Source organism: Acidovorax sp. Q11, from assembly GCF_054950075.1.
Genome location: NZ_JBUDZG010000024.1, coordinates 1 through 19,441 on the forward strand (window position 1 = coordinate 1; position 19,441 = coordinate 19,441).

Sequence of the window (19,441 nt, forward strand, 5' to 3'; positions counted from 1 at the left end):
AAGCGCTGCGGCTGAGAATTGCGGCTGCGCCGCCTTGTCCGCTGCTGCGGTTGTCTTCGTCTTGCGTGGCATTCATGCTCCTTGTTGACATGCTATGCCTCACACACAAAACATCTGACAGGCTCAGACATCGCGCCACCCCAGACAGATCGCTATCAATTGCGCGCTGCAACCTAGCCTCTCCCATCAAAGCGACCAGTCGATAGCAAGGAGGCTGGCATTTGTGCCAAATACTGGAGCTACCGCACCACCAACTTCGTCTGGTCATATACCGGCTGCTCCGGCAAATCCGCCAGGTGCCGCACATCGGCCCAGTCCAGCACCTCCACCGCCTCGCCACTCACCCGCACGCGGTTGAGCCCCGCGTTAGGGATGTCGCTCTGGCGCGGGCCGTCCAGCCCGGTGCCACGCGCAGTGCGCCAGATCATGTCGAGCACGCCGCCATGGGTGACCAGCATCACCGTCTGGCCGCTGTGCTGCTGGGCGATGCGGTAGACGGCGTCCATCACGCGGGTGTGGAACTGGCGGGTGGTCTCGCCGCCGGGCATGCCGTAGTCGGCTTCGAAGCGCAGCCACTGGTTCCATGCGTCGGCGTGTTCCTGCTTGACGTCGTCCACGCGCTTGCCGTCCACCACGCCAAAGTTTTGCTCGCGCAGGGCGCTGTCGGTGAGGGTGTCGATGCGGGCCTGGGGGAACAACACCTGCAGGCTGGGCGTGGCCGTCTGCTGGGTGCGGATGAGGTCGCTGCAGATGAGGTGGTGCACCACGGGGCGCTCTGCAGCCAGACGCTCGGCCAGGCGGCGAGCCTGTTCGTGGCCAGTGGCGTTGAGGGGCACATCCACGTGGCCCTGAAAACGCAGTTCGCGGTTCCAGTCGGTCTCGCCGTGGCGGATCAGGATGAGTTCTGTCATAGAGCGTGCTATGTGCTTTTACGTGTCCACGAAAGCCGGGGAAAGGCCCGGCAACTAGGCGCAAGGCGCGCCGCAGTATGCATACTGCAAGCGGCTTGTAACAACGTTGCCGGACCTTTCCCCGGCTTTCCCACAGGGTTGGGCCAGTAGGCCAGCGCTCGCGGCGTTGCAGACCTTGCCAAGGCCAGCAGCCTTGGCGGCAGTCCGCGCCTTGCGATCACTGGCCTACTGGCCCAACGTGGGCACGTAAAAGCACATAGCACGCTCCCGCCATTATCGAATGTACACACACGATTGCAAGGTTTTTTGGCCGCTACCGCCCGTCCAGCAAGCCTCAATAGCTATTATTTTTATAACAAAACAACAGCAGACACTACCGCATGGGCACGATGAGCACTTTGCGGCGCGGCTGGCAGCCGGGACCTTCGTGGGGGGTGCTGTCCTGCTCCCAGCCCGGGCCGGGCGAGGTTTGCGCGCACACGCGCTGGCCATCGACCAGGCTGCGCCAGTAGTACCAGGGCGCGGGGGCGGCCGGCACCAGCAGCGGGGCCAGCAGGACCAGCGCGAACAAAAGGCGGGGGGCGAAAGGCATGGGCAAACAAAGCATCCGGCGTGTCCCGCCCATGCTACGTAGCCTGCGTCGGGCCGATGCCTGGAAAAGCGGTGGAATGGTTGGTCACGGCTTTTCAGCCGTGACGATCCAGCCTTCCAGCGGATCGAGCCCCGGCGGCAGGCCGTAAAGCGCATCGCCTTCGGCATGGCGCTGCTCGGCCCAGGCGGCCTGCAGCAGGCACTGCACGGCGTCCAGGCTGTCGCCGCTGGCGTCATCCACCAGGGTGTCGCGCTGGGCATGGCTGAGCTTGAGGCGCAGGCCGAGGCGGGTCTGGCCCAGTTCCAATGCATTGATCAAGTCCTTGCGGGCAATGAGTCGGTCCGGCGTCTGCTTGGCGCGGTCGTCGCTTTTGTAGCTGCGCCGCTGCAGCACCTCGCGCGCCAGCAGGCCGGGGTAGGCCTCCAGCGCCACGCGGCGGGGGTCGCCTGCGTGCAGGCCGGGCAGGTGCACGCCCGCGTCCAGCAGCAGCGGCAAGCCCGCGTGCAGCATGTAGGCCACGGGCGGATTCACCCATTTCATCGAGGGGCTGGAGCCTGCGGGCCCGTCGGTCGCACGGTGCGCAAACTTGCCGCCCACGGGGCGCGCATCGCAGAACGCCGCAAACTGCGCGCGGATCTGCTCGCGGCTGAGGTTGCGGTAGTGCTGCATGCAGGCGTGCCAGTCGGTGGGCCAGCTCAGCGCCTGCACCAGCTCGCGCGGCAGGCCAAAGGGCAGGTCGAACCCACCCACCCAGTCGCCGGGCTGAGACAGCCATTGGCCGCATGCGGCCAGGGTGTCGAACAGCTGCAGGGCGTTGAGCAACACGCGTGTGCCATGGCGCTGGCCCAGCGCGAGCACGATGGGTTTGCGCCGCGTGGGGCTGCTGGAGAAGTCGCAGCCCAGCAGCATGGGTTGGGGTGCGGCGGCCGTCATCCCAAGGCCAGGGCCGTGACGCCTGCCGCAATGCACAGCGCACCAAAGATGCGCGCCACGCGGTCACCCTCGCCCAGCAGGTGCCCGCCAATCAGCGCCGCAAACAGCATGGACACCTCGCGCGCCGGGGCCACGTGCGACAGGGGCGCCTGCTGCATGGCGTACAGCACCAGCACATAGGCCACCGGGCTCACTACCGCCACCAGCAGCGCAAAACGCCACTGCGCCAGCCAGAGCGTGCGGGCCGTGGGCAGGTCGCGCAGCACCACGGGCGCCAGCAGACCCACGCGCACAAAATTGCCCATGTAGTCCACCAGGATGGGCGACATGAGCAAAAACTTGACGGCATAGCCATCGACCACTGTGTAGCAGGCAATGAACGCGCCCGTAAGCAAGCCATACAACATGCCCTTGTGCACCCGAGCCCGCGCAGCGGGGTCGTGCGCGGCGCGCAGCAGGCCCGGGCCACCCGCGATCAGAAACACGCCCCCGACCACACCCACGATGCCCAAAGCGCCTAGCGCAGAGATCTGCTCGCCCAGCAGCGTGATAGCCACCAGCGACGACAACAGCGGCCCCGAGCCGCGCGCCAGCGGGTAAACCACCGTGAGGTCCGCCACGCGGTAGCCGCGCAGCAAGATGACGAAATACGCCACATGCAGCAGCCCGCTAGCGGCAACAAAACCCCACTCCACCGCGCCCCACTGCGGCACCGCGTCGCGCCCCAGGTACCAGCCCAGCGGCGCCCAGACGACCATCATGATCACCGAGGTGAAGAATGCAAACCGCGAGTCCCCCCCGGCCTTCTTGGCCACGATGTTCCAGCACGCGTGGATGAGGCCGGCGAGGATGATGAGGGCGAAGGCGGTGAAGGTCACGGGTCAAAAAGAGAGAGGGCTTGAATGCAAAAAGCCGCAGCCCCTGTGGGCTGCGGCTGCAATGACGAGTTCAGGACAACGACGAAAAGTGGGGTGATTGGCGTAGCGAGCGGCCTCAGCCTGGGTTGAGGAACGCAGCCGCACTCCCGTGCGGCGAGTACCGCAGGCCCGGGATCAGGCCGCGCAGTAGCCAAGCGCCCCGCTTTTCAGGCTCTTCCGATGATGGACGCCGTGGCCATCAGCTCTTCCAGCAGCGCATACGACACCTTGCCCGACACCGCATACGGGTCCAGCTCGGGCTTCTCGGAATACTTGAGCAGGATGGAATGGTTGATCTTGGAAAGGTTCACCTGCCCCATGGTCCAGCCACCAAAGCGGCGCTCGGCGATTTCTTCGTAGTGCAGCAGCTCCACGTTCTTGTGGCGCGGGTCTTTCTGGATGTGGCCGTACAGGTCGCTCACGGCCGAGCGGCCACCTTCGATGGCCTGCAGGAACACGCCGCCGCCATAGCACAGCACCCCGGTGATGCCACAGCCCGGGTTGTGCTGGCGCGACTGCGTCAGGATGGCTTCGATGGCGGCGGGAGAGGTATCCACCGCGCGACTGGCGTAAAGCAGGCGTACCAGCATGGCTTAGTTCTTTCCGGGGATGAGGGACAAAAATTCGCGGCGCAGCGCGCTGTCCTTGAGGAACACGCCACGCATCACGGAGTTGATCATCTTGCTGTCCATCTCGCGCACGCCGCGCCAGGACATGCAGAAGTGGCTGGCTTCCATCACGATGGCGAGGCCGTCGGGCTGGGTCTTTTCCATGATCAGGTCGGCCAGCTGCACCACGGCTTCTTCCTGGATCTGGGGGCGGCCCATGACCCAGTCCACCAGGCGTGCGTACTTGCTCAGGCCGATCACGTTGGTGTGCTCGTTGGGCATCACGCCGATCCAGATCTTGCCGATGACGGGGCAGAAATGGTGGCTGCAGGCGCTGCGCACGGTGATGGGGCCAACGATCATCAGCTCATTCAGGTGCTCGGCGTTCGGGAACTCGGTGATGGGCGGCTGCGCCACGTAGCGGCCCTTGAACACCTCGTTGATGTACATCTTGGCCACGCGGCGCGCGGTGTTGTGGGTGTTGTGGTCGCCCTCGGTGTTGATCACCATGCTGTCGAGCACGCCTTGCATCTTCACCTCGACCTCATCGAGCAACTTCTCCAGCTCACCGGGTTCGATGAACTCGGCAATGTTGTCGTTGGCGTGAAAGCGCTTGCGGGCGGCGGCGAGGCGCTCGCGGATCTTGACGGAGACGGGCGTGCCTTCGTCATCCGGCGGGGTGGGCGTCATATCGGCGGCAGGTTGGCTGGACATGATTGGGATCGTAACAGCGAACCACACTCCTCAGATTTCAAGGGTTTTAGGCCGTCTGCGCCTGTTGGATATGCCTTAGAAGCTATATTTTTTATAGCAATATCGCAATACGGGGCGCAACGCACCATCCACGGCCCACCCATGGTCCATCGAGCGGGTGCGGCCAAGGCCAGGGCAGCCGGAGAGGGCTGTCCCTGGGGTGGTGCCCTCTATCAATAGCGGTTGCCAGTCACCCACAGCGCCAGCCGCATCAGGCCGAACGCGATGCGGTCGAGCACGCGCTGACGCAGCGGGCGGTCGGCGTAGCGCGCCGGGTCCATGCGGCGGCCCGCGTGCTGCATGGCGTGCACCAGGCGCTGGCGCAGGTCCGTGGCAAAGGCGCCGTCTTCCACGACCACATTGGCCTCGCGCGCCAGCAGCAGGCTCAGAGGGTCGAGGTTGGACGAACCGACCGTGGCCCAGGGCCGATCACCCTGCGCGTCGATCACGGCCACCTTGGCGTGCAGGAAGCTGGGCGCGTATTCGTGGATCTCCACCCCCGCCGCCAGCAGCGCGCCGTACACCGGCCGGGCCGCGTGGTACTGCATGAAGTATTCATACCGCCCCTGCAGCAGCAGGCGCACGCGCACGCCCCGGCGCGCAGCCATCACCAGCGCGCGGCGCAGCTTGCCACCGGGCATGAAGTAGGCGTTGGCGATGATGATCTCGTGCCGCGCGTTGCCAATGGCCCGCCGGTAGGCTTTTTCGATGCGGCTGCGGTTGCGCACGTTGTCGCGCAGCACCAGCGCGGCGCGCATGGGCGGGCCGGAGTCGGTGGCCGGGTCGGCCGCGTGCCTGGCCTTGCTGGCTTCACGCAGGGCCTGCAGCGCCTCGGGCAGGCGGCGCTGGCGCGCATCGCGCACGGCCTGCATGCGCCACCACAGCTGCTCCATGGTGTCGCTGGCGGCGGCCACCAGGCTACCCGTGGCACGCACGGCAAAGTCAAACCGGGGGGCATCCAGCGCGCCATGGTTGGGGTCGTGAAAATCGTCCAGCACGTTGATGCCCCCGCAGAACAGCAGGCGGCCATCGACCACACACAGCTTGCGGTGCAGGCGCCGCCAGCGGTGCGGCAGCAGCAGGCCCAGGGGGCCGAGCGGCGAATACACGCTGTACTGCACCCCGGCAGCCTGCAGCCGCGCGGCCCAGGCCTCGGGCAGTGCCCCGGTGCCCACACCGTCCACCACCAGCTGGGTGCGCACGCCCCGCTGCGCCGCACGCATCAGCGCCTCGGCCACGGCCGCGCCCGAGCCGGTGAAGTCGAAGATATAGGTCTCGAACTGGATGTCCGACAGCGCGGCGTCCATGGCCTCGGTAAGGGCCGGGAACAGCTCCTCGGCGCCCTGTAGCAGGTGCACCCGGTGGTCGTCCGAGAACTCTGTGCCACGGACCAGGGGCAGTTTTTTCTTCACGCGTTCACAGCCGGAATTCGGCAATCAGCGGCAGGTGGTCGGACATGCGCCACCAGATGCGGCCACGTGGCACATGCAGCGACAGGGGCGTGAGGCCCCGGGCGTACACATGGTCGAGCTGGGTGAGGGGCAGCCGCGCGGGATAGGTGAAGGCGCGCGGTTCCTCGAACTCGTACAGCGAGAACCCGGCCAGCATGCGCTTGAGCTGCTGCCCCCAGTCGTTGAAGTCGCCCGCCACAATCAGCGGTGCGCCGGGTGGCACCTCGCGGTCGATGAACCCCTGCAGGCGCTCGATCTGGCGCACCCGGCTGCCGGGGATGAGCCCCAGATGCACCACGATCACATGCACGTTGCGGCCATGGGCATCCACCTCGACATGCAGCAGGCCGCGCTGCTCGAAGCGGTGGTCGGAGATGTCCTCGTGCTGGTGCCCGATCACGGGCCAGCGCGACAGCAGCGCATTGCCATGCTCGCCATGCTTGGTGATGGCGTTGGTGCGGTACACCGCCTCGTAGCCCTCGGGCGCCAGGAACTCGGCCTGGGGCACATCGGGCCAGCGCTGAAAGTAGGCCGCCTCGCGCCGATGCAGCTTGCGCACCTCCTGCAGGCAGACGATGTCGGCATCCAGCTGCTCCACCGCCAGCCCCAGGTTGTGGATCTCCAGCCGCCGCGCGGGGCCGATGCCTTGCACACCCTTGTGGATGTTGTAGGTGGCTACCCGCAGGATGTCGTCGTGTTGCATGGTCCTAGAAACGGTAATTGAACGCACTTGCCAGTGCCGTGATCGGCGCGCCAGGCAAGGCGCGAGGACGCAGCGGGCCAATGCCCGCAAGGAGGAGCAACGCAGCCTGGCGCGGCGAGCGCGGTGCTGGCGAGTGTGTAGCGTGCCCACTCCACAGGCGAACGTCAACGAAGCAGCGAAAGTCAGTATCCATCGGGCTCTCTTGAAGATGGCAAGCGGTCAACTGCCGTTTCTAGGACTGTTGATTGTGTCGCAAGCCACGCGGGCAGCGGGTTTGCCCGACACCCACGGGCTGCCATGGGCCGGTACACTGGGGTTGTCTCCTTCACACCACATACAGGCCAGTTCAGCCCCATGGCCACAGAGAACCGACAACCCGTCCCCCCACAGGTTCAGGCGCTGATTGTGGACAGCAATGCCACGTCACGCAGCATCCTGGTGGGGCAATTGCGCGAATACGGCGTGACCCGCATCGTGCAGTGCTCGCGTGTGCAGGACGCACGCAGCCGACTGGAGCACACGGTGTTTGACTACGTGCTGTGCGACCAGTTTTTTGGCGATGCCAACACCTCGGGCCAGACCCTGCTGGACGACCTGCGGCGCGCGCAGCTGCTGCCGTTTTCCACCGTGTTTTTTATGGTCACGGCCGAGGCGTCCTATGCCGCGGTGGCCGAGGCCGCCGAGTCGGCGCTGGATGGTTACCTGCTCAAGCCCTTCACGCCCAGCGCGCTGTTCGAGCGCCTGAGCCTGGCACGCCTGCGCAAGGTGCACCTCAAGCCCATCTTCGACGCCATTGAGGCCGAAGACTTCGAGCAGGCCGCCGCGCTGTGCGTGGAGCGCTTCGAAGCGCGCAAGCCCTACTGGCTGTACGCCGCGCGCATTGGCTCGGAGCTGCTGCTGCGCCTGGGCCGGCACGATGAGGCGCGCACGCTGTTCGAGGCCGTGATTGCCGCACGCGCCCTGCCCTGGGCCAAGCTGGGGGTGGCGCGCGCGCAGATCGAGTCGGGCCAGGCAGCGCGTGCCATCACCACCTTGCAGGAGCTGATCGGGGAAGACGCATCGTTTGCCGATGCCTACGACGTGCTCGGCCGCGCCCAGGTGGAGCTGGGCAACTTCGCGCAGGCCATCGAGACCTACCGCACCGCCAGCACGCTCACGCCCGACTCGGTGGTGCGGCTGCAGAAGCTGGGGATGATGTCGTACTACATGGGCGACCGCGAGACCGCCACCAAGGTGCTGGCCCGGGCCGTGGTGCTGGGGATCGACTCCAAGCTGTTCGACTACCAGTCGCTGGTGCTGCTGACCTTTGCCTACTACGCCGAAAACGACCGCAAGGGCATTGAGCGCTGCATGGCCGACTTTGCGCGCATCCTGGAGCGGCACTCCGACAGCGCACGCATCCGCCGCTTTGCCGAGGTGGCGCGGGCGCTGCAGCTCATCCAGCAGCGGCAGTTCTCGCAGGCTGTCGAGTCGGTGCGCGCCATGGCACGCGAGATCACGACCGCCAGTTTTGACTTTGAGGCAGCCTGCAACCTGGGCAGCCTGCTGGCGGTGCTGGCCGTCACCTCCATCGAATTGCCCGAGGGTGAGAGCTGGGTGCGCGCCCTGGGCATGCGCTACGCCAACACGCGCGGGCTGACCGAGCTGATGGCCAACGCCTGCAGCCTGCACGAGCCCTATGGCGTGCTGGTGCGCGACTGCCTGCAGCAGGTCAACAAGGCCGCCGAAGTCGCCATGGCCCAGAGCCTGTCGGGCGACCCCGCAGGCGCCGTGCAGAACCTGCTGCAGCAGGCCACCCCCACCCTCAACTCCAAGCTGCTGGACCTGTCGCAGCAGGTGCTGCTGCGACACGGCGCGCGCATTGCGTCCCCCGAACCACTGCAAGAAGCCATTGATGCGCTGCGCCAGCGCATTGGCAATGCCCCTGCACGCGCCATCCTGGGCCAGGACAGCGAGCGGCGGCCCGGTGGCGTGGTGATCCGCTCACGCAATGCACTGGAGGGCAGCAGTCCTGCGGCACCCACTGCCAGTGAAGCAGACATGGGCCAGCCCGATGCCGCCGCGCCCGAAAGTGCGGCCGACAAGCTCCAGCTGCGGCCCTGAAACAAGCCTGGCACCGTGTGTGGTGTGCGCGCCGCTCACACAAAGCGGAATGCGATATTGCCCAGCGGCCCGTAGTCCGCATGGAAGGTGTCGCCCGCGGCAGCCGCCACGGGCCGCGTAAACGAGCCGCCCAGCACCACCTCCCCAGCTTCCAGCCCTTCGCCATAGGGAGCGAGTTTGTTGGCCAACCAGGCCACGCCAGTGGCGGGGTGGTTGAGCACGGCGGCGGCCAGGCCCGATTCCTCGATCACACCGTTCTTGTAGAGCAGCGCGCCGCACCAGCGCAGGTCCACCGCGTCGGGCCGCACGGGGCGTCCGCCGGTGACGATGCCAGCATTGGCCGCGTTGTCCGAGATGGTGTCGAAGACCTTGCGCATCACGCCCGTGTGGCGGTCGTGCTGCTCGATGCGCGCGTCGATGATCTCGATGGCGGGCACCACGTACTCGGTGGCGGCCAGCACGTCGAAAATGTTCACCGGGGGTCGGCCCGGCTCGCCGCGCAGCGGCTTGTTGAGCACGAAGGCCAGCTCCACCTCCACGCGCGGCAGGATGAAGCGCTGCATGGGGATGTCGCCGCCCTCGGCAAAGAACATGTCGTCCAGCAGCGTGCCGAAGTCGGGCTCGGTGATCTGGCTGGCGACCTGCATGGCGCGCGATGTCAGGCCGATCTTGTGGCCGCGCACCGAGCGCCCCTCGGCGATCTTCATCGCCACCCAGGCGCGCGAGATGGCATAGCCGTCCTGCACCGTCATGCCGGGGTGGCGCCTGGAGAAATGCTCCACCTGCTCGCGGGTCTTCTCGGCCTGGTGCAGTTCAAGGGCCAGTTGCTGGATCAATGCGTCGTCGAGCATCGTGCGGGCCTCAGGATTCAGCGGTGAAGCCGATGGCCTTCACGATGGGGCCCCACTTTTCGCCGTCGGCCTTGAGCAGCGCCGCCAGTTCTGCCGGGCTCGACGAGCGCGCCTCCAGCCCCATGGCGGCCAGCCCGGCGATCACGTCCTTGTCGGCCAGCGCAGCGCGGATGGCGGCATTGGCCTTTTGCACCACCTCGGCCGGGGCCTTGCCCGGAAGGAAAAAACCGAACCACTCACCGTAGACCATGTCCTGCAAGCCCTGTTCGACCAGGGTGCTGACGCCCGGCACGAACTTGTTGCGCGTGGCGCCCGAGGTAGCAAGCACGCGCAGCTTGCCGCCCTGGAGGTGCGGCAAAAATTCGCCCACCGGCGCCGAGACGGCTGCGATCTGCCCGCCCAGCAGGTCCAGGATGGCGGGCTGCGAGCCGCGAAAGCCCACGTGGCGCATGTCCACCTTGCCCGCGCGGCTGATGAGTTCGCCCACAAAGTGGGGCACCGAGCCCGGTGCGGGCGAGCCGAAGTTGGCGCCCGTGGGGTTGGCCTTGCACCATTCGAGGAACTCAGGCACGGTCTTGACCGACACGGGCACCTGCGGGCCCACGGCAAAACCCATGTCGAACACCACGCCCAGCGAGACGGGCGTCACGTCGGCCACCGGGTCGTAGGGCAGCTTCTTGTAGGTGTGGGGGTAGATACCCAGCATGGACATGGGCGTGGCCAGCAGCGTGGCGCCGTCCGCCGGGGCAGCCTTGAGCGTGGTGATGGCGATCTGCCCGCCCGCGCCGGTCTTGTTCTCCACCACGGCCGACTTGGCATAGCCGCCCGTGATCTGGGTGGCCACGCGGCGCGCCAGGGTGTCCACGGTGCCGCCGGCGGCAAAGCCAGCCAGGATCTTCACGGTATCGAGTGCCTGGGCATGGGCCAGGAAGGGCATGCCGCCCGCCGCACTGGCAAGGGCCCATTGCAAAGCATCGCGGCGCGACAGGGATGGGGAAAGGGTCATGGTTTGTCTCCTGTGTGTGGTTATGGGTTACTTCTTCGCAGCCTGCCGGTAGTTGGCCTTGAGGTGTTCGGGCACGCGCTCGTCGAAGCCGCAGGCCACGCGCCGCACCTCGGGACTGTCGGTGGGCTGGTGGCCCACGCCCAGGGCCGAGGCGCGCGGTGCGTCAATGGCGACCACCATGCCCGCCAGGCGGCCCAGGCCGGTGATCTCGCACTCCACCCGATCACCCGGGTCCACCGAGCGCGAGTGGCAGGGCGTGCCCATCAGGATCACGTCGCCCGGCACCAGGGTGATGTGGCGCGCGATGTCGGCCACCACGTAGTGCGGGCCCCAGATGGTCTCGTCGCCGATGTGCGCCTCCTGCACCAGCAGGCCGTTGCGGTAGGTGCGCAGTGTCTGCTCGAACAGGTTGACACCGCGCACGATGCCGGGGCCGATGGGCAGCAGCGTGTCCGCGCCCTTCACGCGCAGCATGCTGCCCTGGTCGGTGTCGCGGTAGTTTTGCAGGCCCATGTCGAGTGCGGGGCAAAAGCCTTCGATGTAGTCCCAGGCTTCATCGGGCAGCACGTTGCGACAGGTCTTGCCGATGACCACGGCGTACTCGCCCTCGTAGTTGAGGTACTGGCTGTCGGCGGGCTTGTGGATCTCGCAGCCATGGCCGTTGACCGAGGTCGGCGGCTTGGTGAAGTAGGTCGGCGTCTCGGTGGGCTTGGGCTGGTTGCGCGTCTCGAAGCTGCGCGAGCTGTACGAGATGTGCACGGCGATGACCTTGCTGGGCGAGACGGGCGGCAGGTGCTGCACCGTGGCCGGGTCGAGCACCCGGCCATCGTCCAGGCGCAACTGTCCCTGCTGCGCGCCTTCTTCCACGAGGGTGCCCCAGCAGGCGCTGCCGCCCACCAGCACGCGGCGGCGCTCCACGCGCGGGCCCCGCATCACGGCGGGCAGTTCGTTGATCGGGAATTCGAAGTTCATGCCGCCACCTTTGCCGTTGCTTCGCTCGATTCACCATCGAACCACATGTGCACGTTGCCCGTTCCGCGTGCGTTCTCATAGGCCGACAGGGCCACGCCGCGCGCACGGCAGTCCGCCCCACCCATGGCACCCAGCATCTGCAGGTAGTGGGCGCCGAAGGCCTCCCAGGGCATCTTGCGGTACTCGTCCTGCCAGCGCTCCAATACCATGTCGTGCCGGCCCTGCTCCATCAGCGCGATGGCGCCCTTGTCGCTCACGATGTTCTCGGGGCGCGAGACATTGCTCTCGTGGAAGATGCGCGGGTGGTTGGGCTTCCAGTCGATGGGGTTGAACTTGTGGCTAAGCGCACCCGAGGCCAGCAGCAGCACGCGCAGGTCGCTGCGGCGCACGGCCTCGGCAATCGCTTCGCCCGACTTCAGGAAGTGGCGCCAATCGCAGTTCTGGCACGAACTCACGGTGACCACCGGCGTGTCGCTGCGCTCCAGGCGCAGCTGCTTGACCAGGTTGATGGTGGCGTACTGCTTGCCCAGGTCGGGGTGGTTGATGACGCGGTTGTAGCCGCCCTGCTCGCGGGACGCAGCCTCGATGGCCAGTGCCAGATCGGGGTGGCCCCGGTAGTCGTAGGGCACGCCATGCAGGTACCAGGGCATCTCGTCCGAGATGTAGGTGCCCTGGTAGCGCGCGGCGCCGTCCACCAGGTGGTAGCCGGTAGTGAACCAGTGCGAGTCGAAAATGATGACCACGTCGGGCCGGGCCTCGGCGATCTTCTCGCGCAGGCGCGCATAGCCGGGGATCAGGTCCGAGTCGGCCCCCGCGCCCTGCAGCACGCGAAATTCCTCGCATTGCATCAGGCCGGGGTGGTGCGAGACGATGGCGGCGCCAACGATGCTTCCCATGGTGTGTGTCTCCTTTGGATGTGTCTTAGCGGTGGCTGAAGCTGGCGCGGAAGGGCTTTTTCGGGACAACAACGTCCTTCACGTCGCAGAAGAACTCGAAGCTCCAGTCCCCTCCTTCGCGGCCCACGCCGCTGCGCTTGATGCCGCCGAAGGGCGCGGCCAGGTCGCGGATGCCGAAGCTGTTGACCCAGATGAAGCCGGTGCGCACTTGCTGCGCCACGGCGCTGGCGTGTTCCGCTTGGCCGTAGCAGACGCCACCCAGGCCGTAGTCGGTGCCGTTGGCCAGGGCAATGGCCTCCTCGTCGCTGTCGAAGGTTTGCAGCGTGAGCACCGGGCCGAAGACCTCGTTCTGCACGATCTCGCTGTCCTGGCGCACATCGGTGAGCAGCGTGGGCTGGTAATACTGCGCGCCGAAGGGGTGGTGCGCCCCGCCCCAGAGCAGCGTGGCGCCATCGGCCACGGCGCGCTGCACAAAACCGTGCACGCGCTCGACCTGGCGCGGGTGGATGATGGGCCCTACCTCGGTGGCATCCTCGCGCGGATCACCCACGGTGAGCTTTTCCACATAGCCGCGCAGGGCCGCCACGAAGGCATCGTGCACCTTGCGGTGCACCAGGAAACGCGTCCCCGCCAGGCACACCTGGCCAGCGTTGCGGTACATCAGCGCGCCGGTGGCGGCCGCGTTGTCGATGTCGGCGTCTTCCAGCACGACGAAGGCCGATTTGCCGCCGAGCTCCAGGCTGCAGGGCACGAGGTTAGCGCCCGCAGACTGCGCGATCCACTTGGCCGTGGGCACCGAGCCGGTGAACGAGATACGCGCCAGGCGCGGGTCGCTGACCAGGCGCGCACCGGTGCTGGCGCCAGCGCCCTGCACGATGTTGAACACCCCGGGTGGCAGGCCGGCCGCGTGCGCGCAATCGGCCAGCAGGCTGCTGGTCAGCGGCGCCCATTCCGGCGGTTTGACGATGACGCAGTTGCCCGCGGCCAGGGCGGGGCCGAGCTTCCAGGTGGCCAGCATCAGCGGTGCATTCCAGGGCGTGATGATGGCCACCACGCCGGCCGGGTCGTGGCGCACGAGGTGGGTGGCCTGCTCGGTCTCGATGGGGCGGTCCTGCAGCGTCAGCGCATGCTCGGCAAACCAGGTGATGTTGAGCATGGCGCGCGGTACCACGCCGTGCTTCATGCGCGAGAGCAGCACGCCCGCGTCGTTGGATTCGAGCGTGCAGAAGGCCTCGGCACGCTGGCCGATCTCGGCGGCGAAGCGGTCGAGGTAGGGCTTGCGCTCGGCGGCCGTGAGCGCGCTCCAGGCCGGGAAGGCACGCGCCGCAGCAGTCACGGCGGCGTCCACATGCGAGGGCGAGCCCTCGCTGATGCGGCCCAGCAGTGCCTGGTCGATAGGCGAGTGCAGGTCAAAACGCATTTCGGAGGCCACGCGCTGGCCGTCGATGTAGTGGTGGGGCGATACGGCAATGCCGGCGACGTTCAGGGTCTCGGTGCTCAAGGGGTTCTCCGGTCAGACAACAAGCGGGGCCAGGCAGCCCTGCCTAGGGCGTGTCATCAATCAATACCCCCACGCGCTGACCCCGCAATGCGGATGGATGCGCGAAGCGGGGCGCAGCCCATAGTCATCTATGGGCAAGCCACGCGACAAAGCAGACGCCGCATTGCGGGGGCAGCCCGGAGGGAAAGCCATCCAGGCCGCGCATTGCGTCGTTGCCCTTCGCTTGTGTAGCCAAGCTACACGGCACTCAGGGCGCCTAGCACTGCACGGCCTGGCTGGCTTTCGCGTGGGGGTATTGATTGATGACACGCCCTAGCCGTCGCGGAGTATCTGCAGCCCCTTGCTTGACCACAATCAATGCTTTCTTACGGATTGTGAAGATGATCTAATGAATGGCACCCCGCGATCTGTACCCATGTCCCTACCCCATTTCACGCTGCGCCAGCTCGAAGCCTTCGTCACCGTGGCCGAGATGCGCAGCTTCACGGCCGCCGCCGACCGCCTGGCGCTCACGCCGTCGGCGGTGAGCCAGCTGGTGGGCGAGCTGGAGGATGTGCTGGCCTTCAAGCTGTTCGAGCGCAGCACGCGCCGGGTCGGCATCACCAGCGCCGGGCGCGAGTTCCTTGCGTCGGCCGAATCGGTGCTGAAGCACCTGCGCATGGCGCAAACGGCCGCGAGCGATGTGCGCAACCGTGCGGCCGGGGTGGTGCGCATTGCGGCCCCCCTGGTGGTGGCCAGCGTGATCCTGCCCCGGGCCATCAAGGCCTACCAGCAGACGCGGCCCAAGGTGCGCATCCACATACGCGATGCGCCGGTGGAGAAACTGGTCGATGCCGTGGCCAGTGGCGACGCCGATCTGGCACTCGGCCCGGACCGCGCCTGCGGCGAAGACATCGCACGCACGCCCTTGTTCCAGAGCCCCTGGGTGCTGTGGTGCGCCCCCACCCACCCGCTGGCGCGCCAGCGCAGCGTGACCTGGGCCCAGCTGCACGCCTACCCCCTGGTGGCCGCCGGGCGCGACCACGAACGCAGCGTGGCCCAGATGCACACCGGCCTGCCCAGCGAGCAGCGCGTGACGCCGGTGGAGATCGTGGACAACATCTCCACCGCGCTGGGCCTGGCGGCCGCCGACGTGACGGCCACACTGGCCCCTGACTACGTGGGCGCACTGGCCAAGCCGCTGGGCCTGGTGCGGCGGCGCATTCTGGCGCCCGAGGCCATGCGCTACGTGTGTCTTTACAGCCCCACGCAGCGCGCCACCTCACCTGCCGCCGAGGGATTTGCCGAACATTTGGTCAAAGTGCTGGCAAAGCCGCAGTGAGTCTCGGCCCTATCGGCCTGCCCGCAGCCGTAGCGCTTCAGACAAAACGCGGCAACAAGAGACAGGCCTCGGCATTGGAGGCCGAGAAACAGCGGTCGGCGGCCTCGCGCCAGGGCAGCCACTCAAACGCCACATGCTCGCGCGGGCTGAGCACCACCGCCGTCCCATTCGGCACCCGCAAGCCGAATACCCGCTCGCGGTTGAACACCACGCCGGGCGCATAGCGGTGGCGCCACTGGGGCCAGATGTCGTAGACGTTCTCAAGGCACCAATCGGTGAGCACGATGCCCGTGCCACCGGTGTCGATGCCGGTTTCCTCCAGCACCTCACGCGCCGCCGTGGTCTCCCATGCTTCATCCAGATGGTCCTTGCTGCCCGTGACGCATTGCCAATGCTCCCCGCCGTCCGCGCGGCGCATCATCAGCACATCAAGCGCTGGGGTGTAGATCACGACCAGCACAGACTCGGGGATCTTGAAGGGCCGCTGCTGCTCCATCGCCGCGCGGGAATCAAGGCTTGGTTTTCGTCGCCACCGGGGGCGGCAGCTCCTTGGCCTGCAGCGCGCGCACCTGCACCACCAGCTGGTTGTGCGCGTCCAGGAAGGCGGCTGCGATCACCTTGCCTTCGTTGGTGTTGCTCCAGCCCGCACCCGCCGCACCACCGAGCTTGCCAAACACCAGGCCGCCCACCCCCAGGTCGGTGGTGCGGGCGGAGCCGGTGGCCGCCGCCACCTGCTCGGTGGTTTCGTTGTCGGACAGCAGCAACGCCGTCTGCGCCTCCTTGAACTTGACCTGTTCCACCAGCCCGGCCAGGCCAGCGATGTCGCGCAACACCGGGACCATGGCAATCACCCCGGCCAGACCCCGGCCGGCATCCTGCTCGCTGAAAGTGAGGCTGGGCGTAAGCGTGTACTGCGCCTCATAGCCCTTGCCCTTGGCCACCGTGGAGTTGTTTTTGCGCAGGATGCCGGAGTCCTTGAGATCCTGCTCCTGGATGGTGCCGCGCAGGCCCGCCGCGCGGTCCACCACGCGGAAACATCCACTTTGCTGGGCCAGCAGCTTGACCAGGGGCACGGGCGAGGAGGGCAGCTGGTAGCCAGATCCCATGGTGTAGCCGTTCGGGTTCTCAGCCAGCGCGAGCGTGGCCACCGGGGCTTCGCAGCGCACCAGTTCCTTGGCAGCGTTCTGCGCTCCCTGGGGCCCCGCCGAGCCAGTGACGACCGAGCCGCCCTGCCCCAGTTCGGTTTTCTTTTCGCCACAGCCCGCCAGGGCCAGAAGCACCAGAGCGGCGGCGACCGCCCGCAACGTATGGGAACGCATGGAGAACTTCCTTTGAGCGCCAGCCAGGGCTGGCCAATAAAAAAGCGGCGCGGGCGCAAGGCCCGTGCCGCTTTGTGGTGCGATGCCCCTGGAGCGCATCTGCAATGATCGACAGATTCGAAAAACGCCCCGGATCAGGCCGCCTTGATGGCGTCCGGGTTGCGCAGGCGGATGTGCAGCTCGCGCAGCTGCTTTTCATCGACCGGCGAAGGCGCCTGGGTCAGCAGGTCCTGCGCGCGCTGGGTCTTGGGGAAAGCGATCACGTCACGGATCGACTCGGCACCGGTCATCAGCGTGATCAGGCGGTCCAGGCCGAAGGCCAGGCCACCGTGTGGAGGCGCACCGTACTGCAGGGCATCGAGCAGGTAGCCGAACTTGGCCTGTGCGTCTTCCGGCGTGATCTTGAGCGCATCGAACACCTTCTTTTGCACATCGGCGCGGTGGATACGCACCGAGCCGCCACCCAGCTCCCAGCCGTTGAGCACCATGTCGTAGGCCTTGGCGATGCACTTGCCAGGGTCCGTATCCATCAGGTCTTCGTGGCCATCCTTCGGCGACGTGAAAGGGTGGTGCACTGCGGCCCAGCGGTCGTTTTCTTCGTCATGCTCGAACATGGGGAAGTCCACCACCCACAGAGGCGCCCAGCGGCTCTCGAACAGGCCGTTTTTCTTGCCGAATTCGCTGTGGCCCACCTTCAGGCGCAGGGCGCCGATGGAGTCGTTGACGATCTTTTCCTTGTCGGCACCGAAGAACAGCAGGTCACCGTCCTGCGCGCCGGTGCGCTTCAGGATCTCGGCAATGGCCGCGTCGTGCAGGTTCTTCACGATGGGCGACTGCAGGCCCTCACGGCCGTTGGCCACTTCGTTGACCTTGATCCAGGCCAGGCCCTTGGCGCCGTAGATCTTGACGAACTCGGTGTACGCATCAATCTCGCCGCGCGAGATCTGTGCGCCGCCGGGCACGCGCAAGGCCACTACACGGCCGCCCTTGGTGGTGGCGGGAGCAGAGAACACCTTGAAGTCCACATCCTTCATCACCTCGGTCAGCTCGGTGAATTCGAGCTTCACGCGCAGGTCAGGCTTGTCCGAGCCAAAGCGGAAAGCTGCTTCCTGGTAGGTCATGATGGGGAATTCGCCCAGATCCACGCCCAATTGCTGCTGGAACACCTCGGTGATCATGCGCTGGAAGATCGCACGGATTTCTTCTTCGCCCAGGAACGAAGTCTCGCAGTCGATCTGCGTGAACTCGGGCTGGCGGTCGGCGCGCAGGTCTTCGTCGCGGAAGCACTTGGTGATCTGGTAGTAGCGGTCGTAGCCAGCCACCATCAGCATCTGCTTGTAGAGCTGGGGCGACTGGGGCAGTGCGAAGAACTGGCCGTCGTGCACGCGGCTCGGCACCAGGTAGTCGCGCGCGCCTTCGGGCGTGCTCTTGCCCAGCATGGGGGTTTCGATGTCAATGAAGCCTTCCTTGTCCAGGAAGTTGCGCACCTGGATGGCGGTCTTGTAGCGCAGCATCATGTTGCGCTGCATGTGCGGGCGGCGCAGGTCCATCACGCGGTGCGTGAGGCGGGTGGTTTCCGACAGGTTCTCGTCGTCCATCTGGAACGGAGGCGTGACCGAAGGGTTCAGCACCTTCAGCTCGTGGCACAACACTTCGATCTGGCCGCTCTTGAGTTTGTCGTTGGTGGTGCCATCGGGACGGGGGCGCACCAAGCCCACCACCTGCACGCAGAACTCGTTGCGCACGTCTTCGGCGGTCTTGAACATCCCGGCACGGTCGGGGTCGCACACCACCTGCACATAACCTTCGCGGTCGCGCAGGTCGATAAAGATCACGCCGCCATGGTCGCGGCGGCGGTTCACCCAGCCCGAAAGGGTGACGGTTTGGCCCATCAGGGCTTCGGTCACAAGACCGCAATAGTGGGAACGCATGGCCATGGCAAAAACTTCCGGCGCCCGAGGGGCGCGTTAAAAGGGATTCACTTACTGGGGGAAACGAGCGTGGGGTCTGCGGGAGCGACCACGCCCATCGAAACAATGTATTTGAGGGCGGCGTCCACGCTCATCTCCAGCTCGACGCAGTCGCTCTTGCGCACCATCACGAAGTACCCCCCCGTAGGGTTGGGTGTCGTGGGCACGTACACACTCACGAATTCGTCACGCAGGTAGGCGGCCACTTCGCCGTTGGGGGCTCCGGTGACAAAGGCCACCGTCCAGACACCCTCGCGGGGCCACTGCACCAGAACCGCCGTTCGAAAAGCGTTGCCGCTTTCAGAGAACAGCGTGTCGGACACCTGCTTGACGCTGGAATAGATGGAGCGCACCACCGGGATGCGGTGCACCAAGGCATCGCCCCACTGCACCAGCTTGCGGCCCGCAAAATTGCTGGCGACGGCGCCCACCACCAGCAGGATCAGCAAGGTGAGCACCACGCCGAAGCCGGGCACGTGAACACCCAGCAGTTTGTCGGGATGCCATGCAACAGGCAGGATCTGCAGGGTCTGGTCGAGCGTGCTCACAATCCAGTTGAGCACCCATGCCGTGATGACACCGGGAACGATGACCAGAAGACCCGTCAACAGCCATTTGCGCAGGGCAGCCATGC

19 protein-coding genes are annotated in these 19,441 nt (G+C 66.5%); 2 read left to right on the plus strand and 17 right to left on the minus strand.

Going from position 1 to position 19,441, the window contains the following annotated elements; all coding sequences use genetic code 11:
* Window positions 1–239 precede the first annotated feature (239 nt).
* The 8 genes from ACYZGB_RS17010 to ACYZGB_RS17045 form a co-directional block, all read right to left on the minus strand.
* Window positions 240–911: a histidine phosphatase family protein gene (locus ACYZGB_RS17010; RefSeq protein WP_462389979.1), complete on the minus strand. Its 672-nt coding sequence runs from the start codon at window positions 909–911 to the stop codon at window positions 240–242.
* A gap of 373 nt (window positions 912–1,284) precedes the next feature.
* Window positions 1,285–1,503: a hypothetical protein gene (locus ACYZGB_RS17015; RefSeq protein WP_409889178.1), complete on the minus strand. Its 219-nt coding sequence runs from the start codon at window positions 1,501–1,503 to the stop codon at window positions 1,285–1,287.
* Window positions 1,504–1,587: 84 nt separating this feature from the next.
* Window positions 1,588–2,436, minus strand: a complete 849-nt coding sequence (locus tag ACYZGB_RS17020; RefSeq protein ID WP_462389981.1) for a DUF429 domain-containing protein — start codon at window positions 2,434–2,436, stop codon at window positions 1,588–1,590.
* Window positions 2,433–3,314, minus strand: coding sequence for an EamA family transporter (locus tag ACYZGB_RS17025; protein ID WP_462389982.1), 882 nt, complete (start codon window positions 3,312–3,314; stop codon window positions 2,433–2,435). The genes ACYZGB_RS17020 and ACYZGB_RS17025 overlap by 4 nt, the downstream gene beginning before the upstream one ends.
* Window positions 3,315–3,520: 206 nt before the next feature.
* Complete coding sequence (locus ACYZGB_RS17030) at window positions 3,521–3,943, minus strand: BLUF domain-containing protein (RefSeq protein ID WP_142148055.1); 423 nt, start codon at window positions 3,941–3,943, stop codon at window positions 3,521–3,523.
* A 3-nt stretch (window positions 3,944–3,946) separates the two neighbouring features.
* A complete protein-coding gene (gene folE / locus ACYZGB_RS17035; RefSeq protein ID WP_462389983.1) occupies window positions 3,947–4,675 on the minus strand; it encodes a GTP cyclohydrolase I in 729 nt (242 codons plus the stop codon).
* Window positions 4,676–4,887: 212 nt separating this feature from the next.
* Window positions 4,888–6,126 (minus strand): cardiolipin synthase ClsB, encoded by a 1,239-nt coding sequence (gene clsB, locus ACYZGB_RS17040; protein ID WP_462389984.1) that lies wholly within the window; start codon window positions 6,124–6,126, stop codon window positions 4,888–4,890.
* A gap of 4 nt (window positions 6,127–6,130) precedes the next feature.
* The gene (locus ACYZGB_RS17045; protein ID WP_462389985.1) at window positions 6,131–6,868 is read right to left on the minus strand and encodes an endonuclease/exonuclease/phosphatase family protein; all 738 of its coding nucleotides are present in this window, start codon (window positions 6,866–6,868) and stop codon (window positions 6,131–6,133) included.
* Window positions 6,869–7,222: 354 nt separating this feature from the next.
* Between ACYZGB_RS17045 and ACYZGB_RS17050 the strand changes: the two genes are divergently transcribed.
* Complete coding sequence (locus ACYZGB_RS17050; RefSeq protein WP_462389986.1) at window positions 7,223–8,971, plus strand: response regulator; 1,749 nt, start codon at window positions 7,223–7,225, stop codon at window positions 8,969–8,971.
* A 35-nt stretch (window positions 8,972–9,006) separates the two neighbouring features.
* Here ACYZGB_RS17050 and hpaH read toward each other — a convergent pair whose 3' ends face one another.
* The 5 genes from hpaH to ACYZGB_RS17075 are packed head-to-tail and all read right to left on the minus strand — an operon-like array spanning window position 9,007 to window position 14,197.
* Window positions 9,007–9,822 (minus strand): 2-oxo-hept-4-ene-1,7-dioate hydratase, encoded by an 816-nt coding sequence (gene hpaH / locus ACYZGB_RS17055; protein WP_462389988.1) that lies wholly within the window; start codon window positions 9,820–9,822, stop codon window positions 9,007–9,009.
* 10 nt (window positions 9,823–9,832) lie between these two features.
* Window positions 9,833–10,828, minus strand: a complete 996-nt coding sequence (locus tag ACYZGB_RS17060; protein WP_462389989.1) for a Bug family tripartite tricarboxylate transporter substrate binding protein — start codon at window positions 10,826–10,828, stop codon at window positions 9,833–9,835.
* Window positions 10,829–10,855: 27 nt separating this feature from the next.
* Window positions 10,856–11,800, minus strand: a complete 945-nt coding sequence (locus ACYZGB_RS17065; protein ID WP_462389990.1) for a fumarylacetoacetate hydrolase family protein — start codon at window positions 11,798–11,800, stop codon at window positions 10,856–10,858.
* Window positions 11,797–12,696, minus strand: a complete 900-nt coding sequence (locus ACYZGB_RS17070; RefSeq protein ID WP_462389992.1) for a DODA-type extradiol aromatic ring-opening family dioxygenase — start codon at window positions 12,694–12,696, stop codon at window positions 11,797–11,799. The genes ACYZGB_RS17065 and ACYZGB_RS17070 overlap by 4 nt, the downstream gene beginning before the upstream one ends.
* Before the next feature lie 25 nt (window positions 12,697–12,721).
* Complete coding sequence (locus ACYZGB_RS17075) at window positions 12,722–14,197, minus strand: aldehyde dehydrogenase family protein (RefSeq protein ID WP_462389994.1); 1,476 nt, start codon at window positions 14,195–14,197, stop codon at window positions 12,722–12,724.
* Between the two features lie 415 nt (window positions 14,198–14,612).
* Between ACYZGB_RS17075 and ACYZGB_RS17080 the strand changes: the two genes are divergently transcribed.
* Complete coding sequence (locus ACYZGB_RS17080) at window positions 14,613–15,518, plus strand: LysR family transcriptional regulator (protein WP_462389996.1); 906 nt, start codon at window positions 14,613–14,615, stop codon at window positions 15,516–15,518.
* Window positions 15,519–15,555: 37 nt separating this feature from the next.
* On the opposite strand, the gene nudB is transcribed toward ACYZGB_RS17080, so the two are convergent.
* The 4 genes from nudB to ACYZGB_RS17100 form a co-directional block, all read right to left on the minus strand.
* Entirely contained in the window at window positions 15,556–16,014 is a 459-nt protein-coding gene (nudB, locus tag ACYZGB_RS17085) for a dihydroneopterin triphosphate diphosphatase (RefSeq protein ID WP_462389998.1), read from the minus strand.
* A 13-nt stretch (window positions 16,015–16,027) separates the two neighbouring features.
* Window positions 16,028–16,837: a CsgG/HfaB family protein gene (locus ACYZGB_RS17090; protein WP_462390000.1), complete on the minus strand. Its 810-nt coding sequence runs from the start codon at window positions 16,835–16,837 to the stop codon at window positions 16,028–16,030.
* Between the two features lie 134 nt (window positions 16,838–16,971).
* On the minus strand, window positions 16,972–18,774 hold the full coding sequence (gene aspS / locus ACYZGB_RS17095; protein WP_462390002.1) for an aspartate--tRNA ligase: 1,803 nt from the start codon (window positions 18,772–18,774) through the stop codon (window positions 16,972–16,974).
* Window positions 18,775–18,815: 41 nt separating this feature from the next.
* Complete coding sequence (locus ACYZGB_RS17100; protein ID WP_063459871.1) at window positions 18,816–19,439, minus strand: DUF502 domain-containing protein; 624 nt, start codon at window positions 19,437–19,439, stop codon at window positions 18,816–18,818.
* Window positions 19,440–19,441 lie beyond the last annotated feature (2 nt).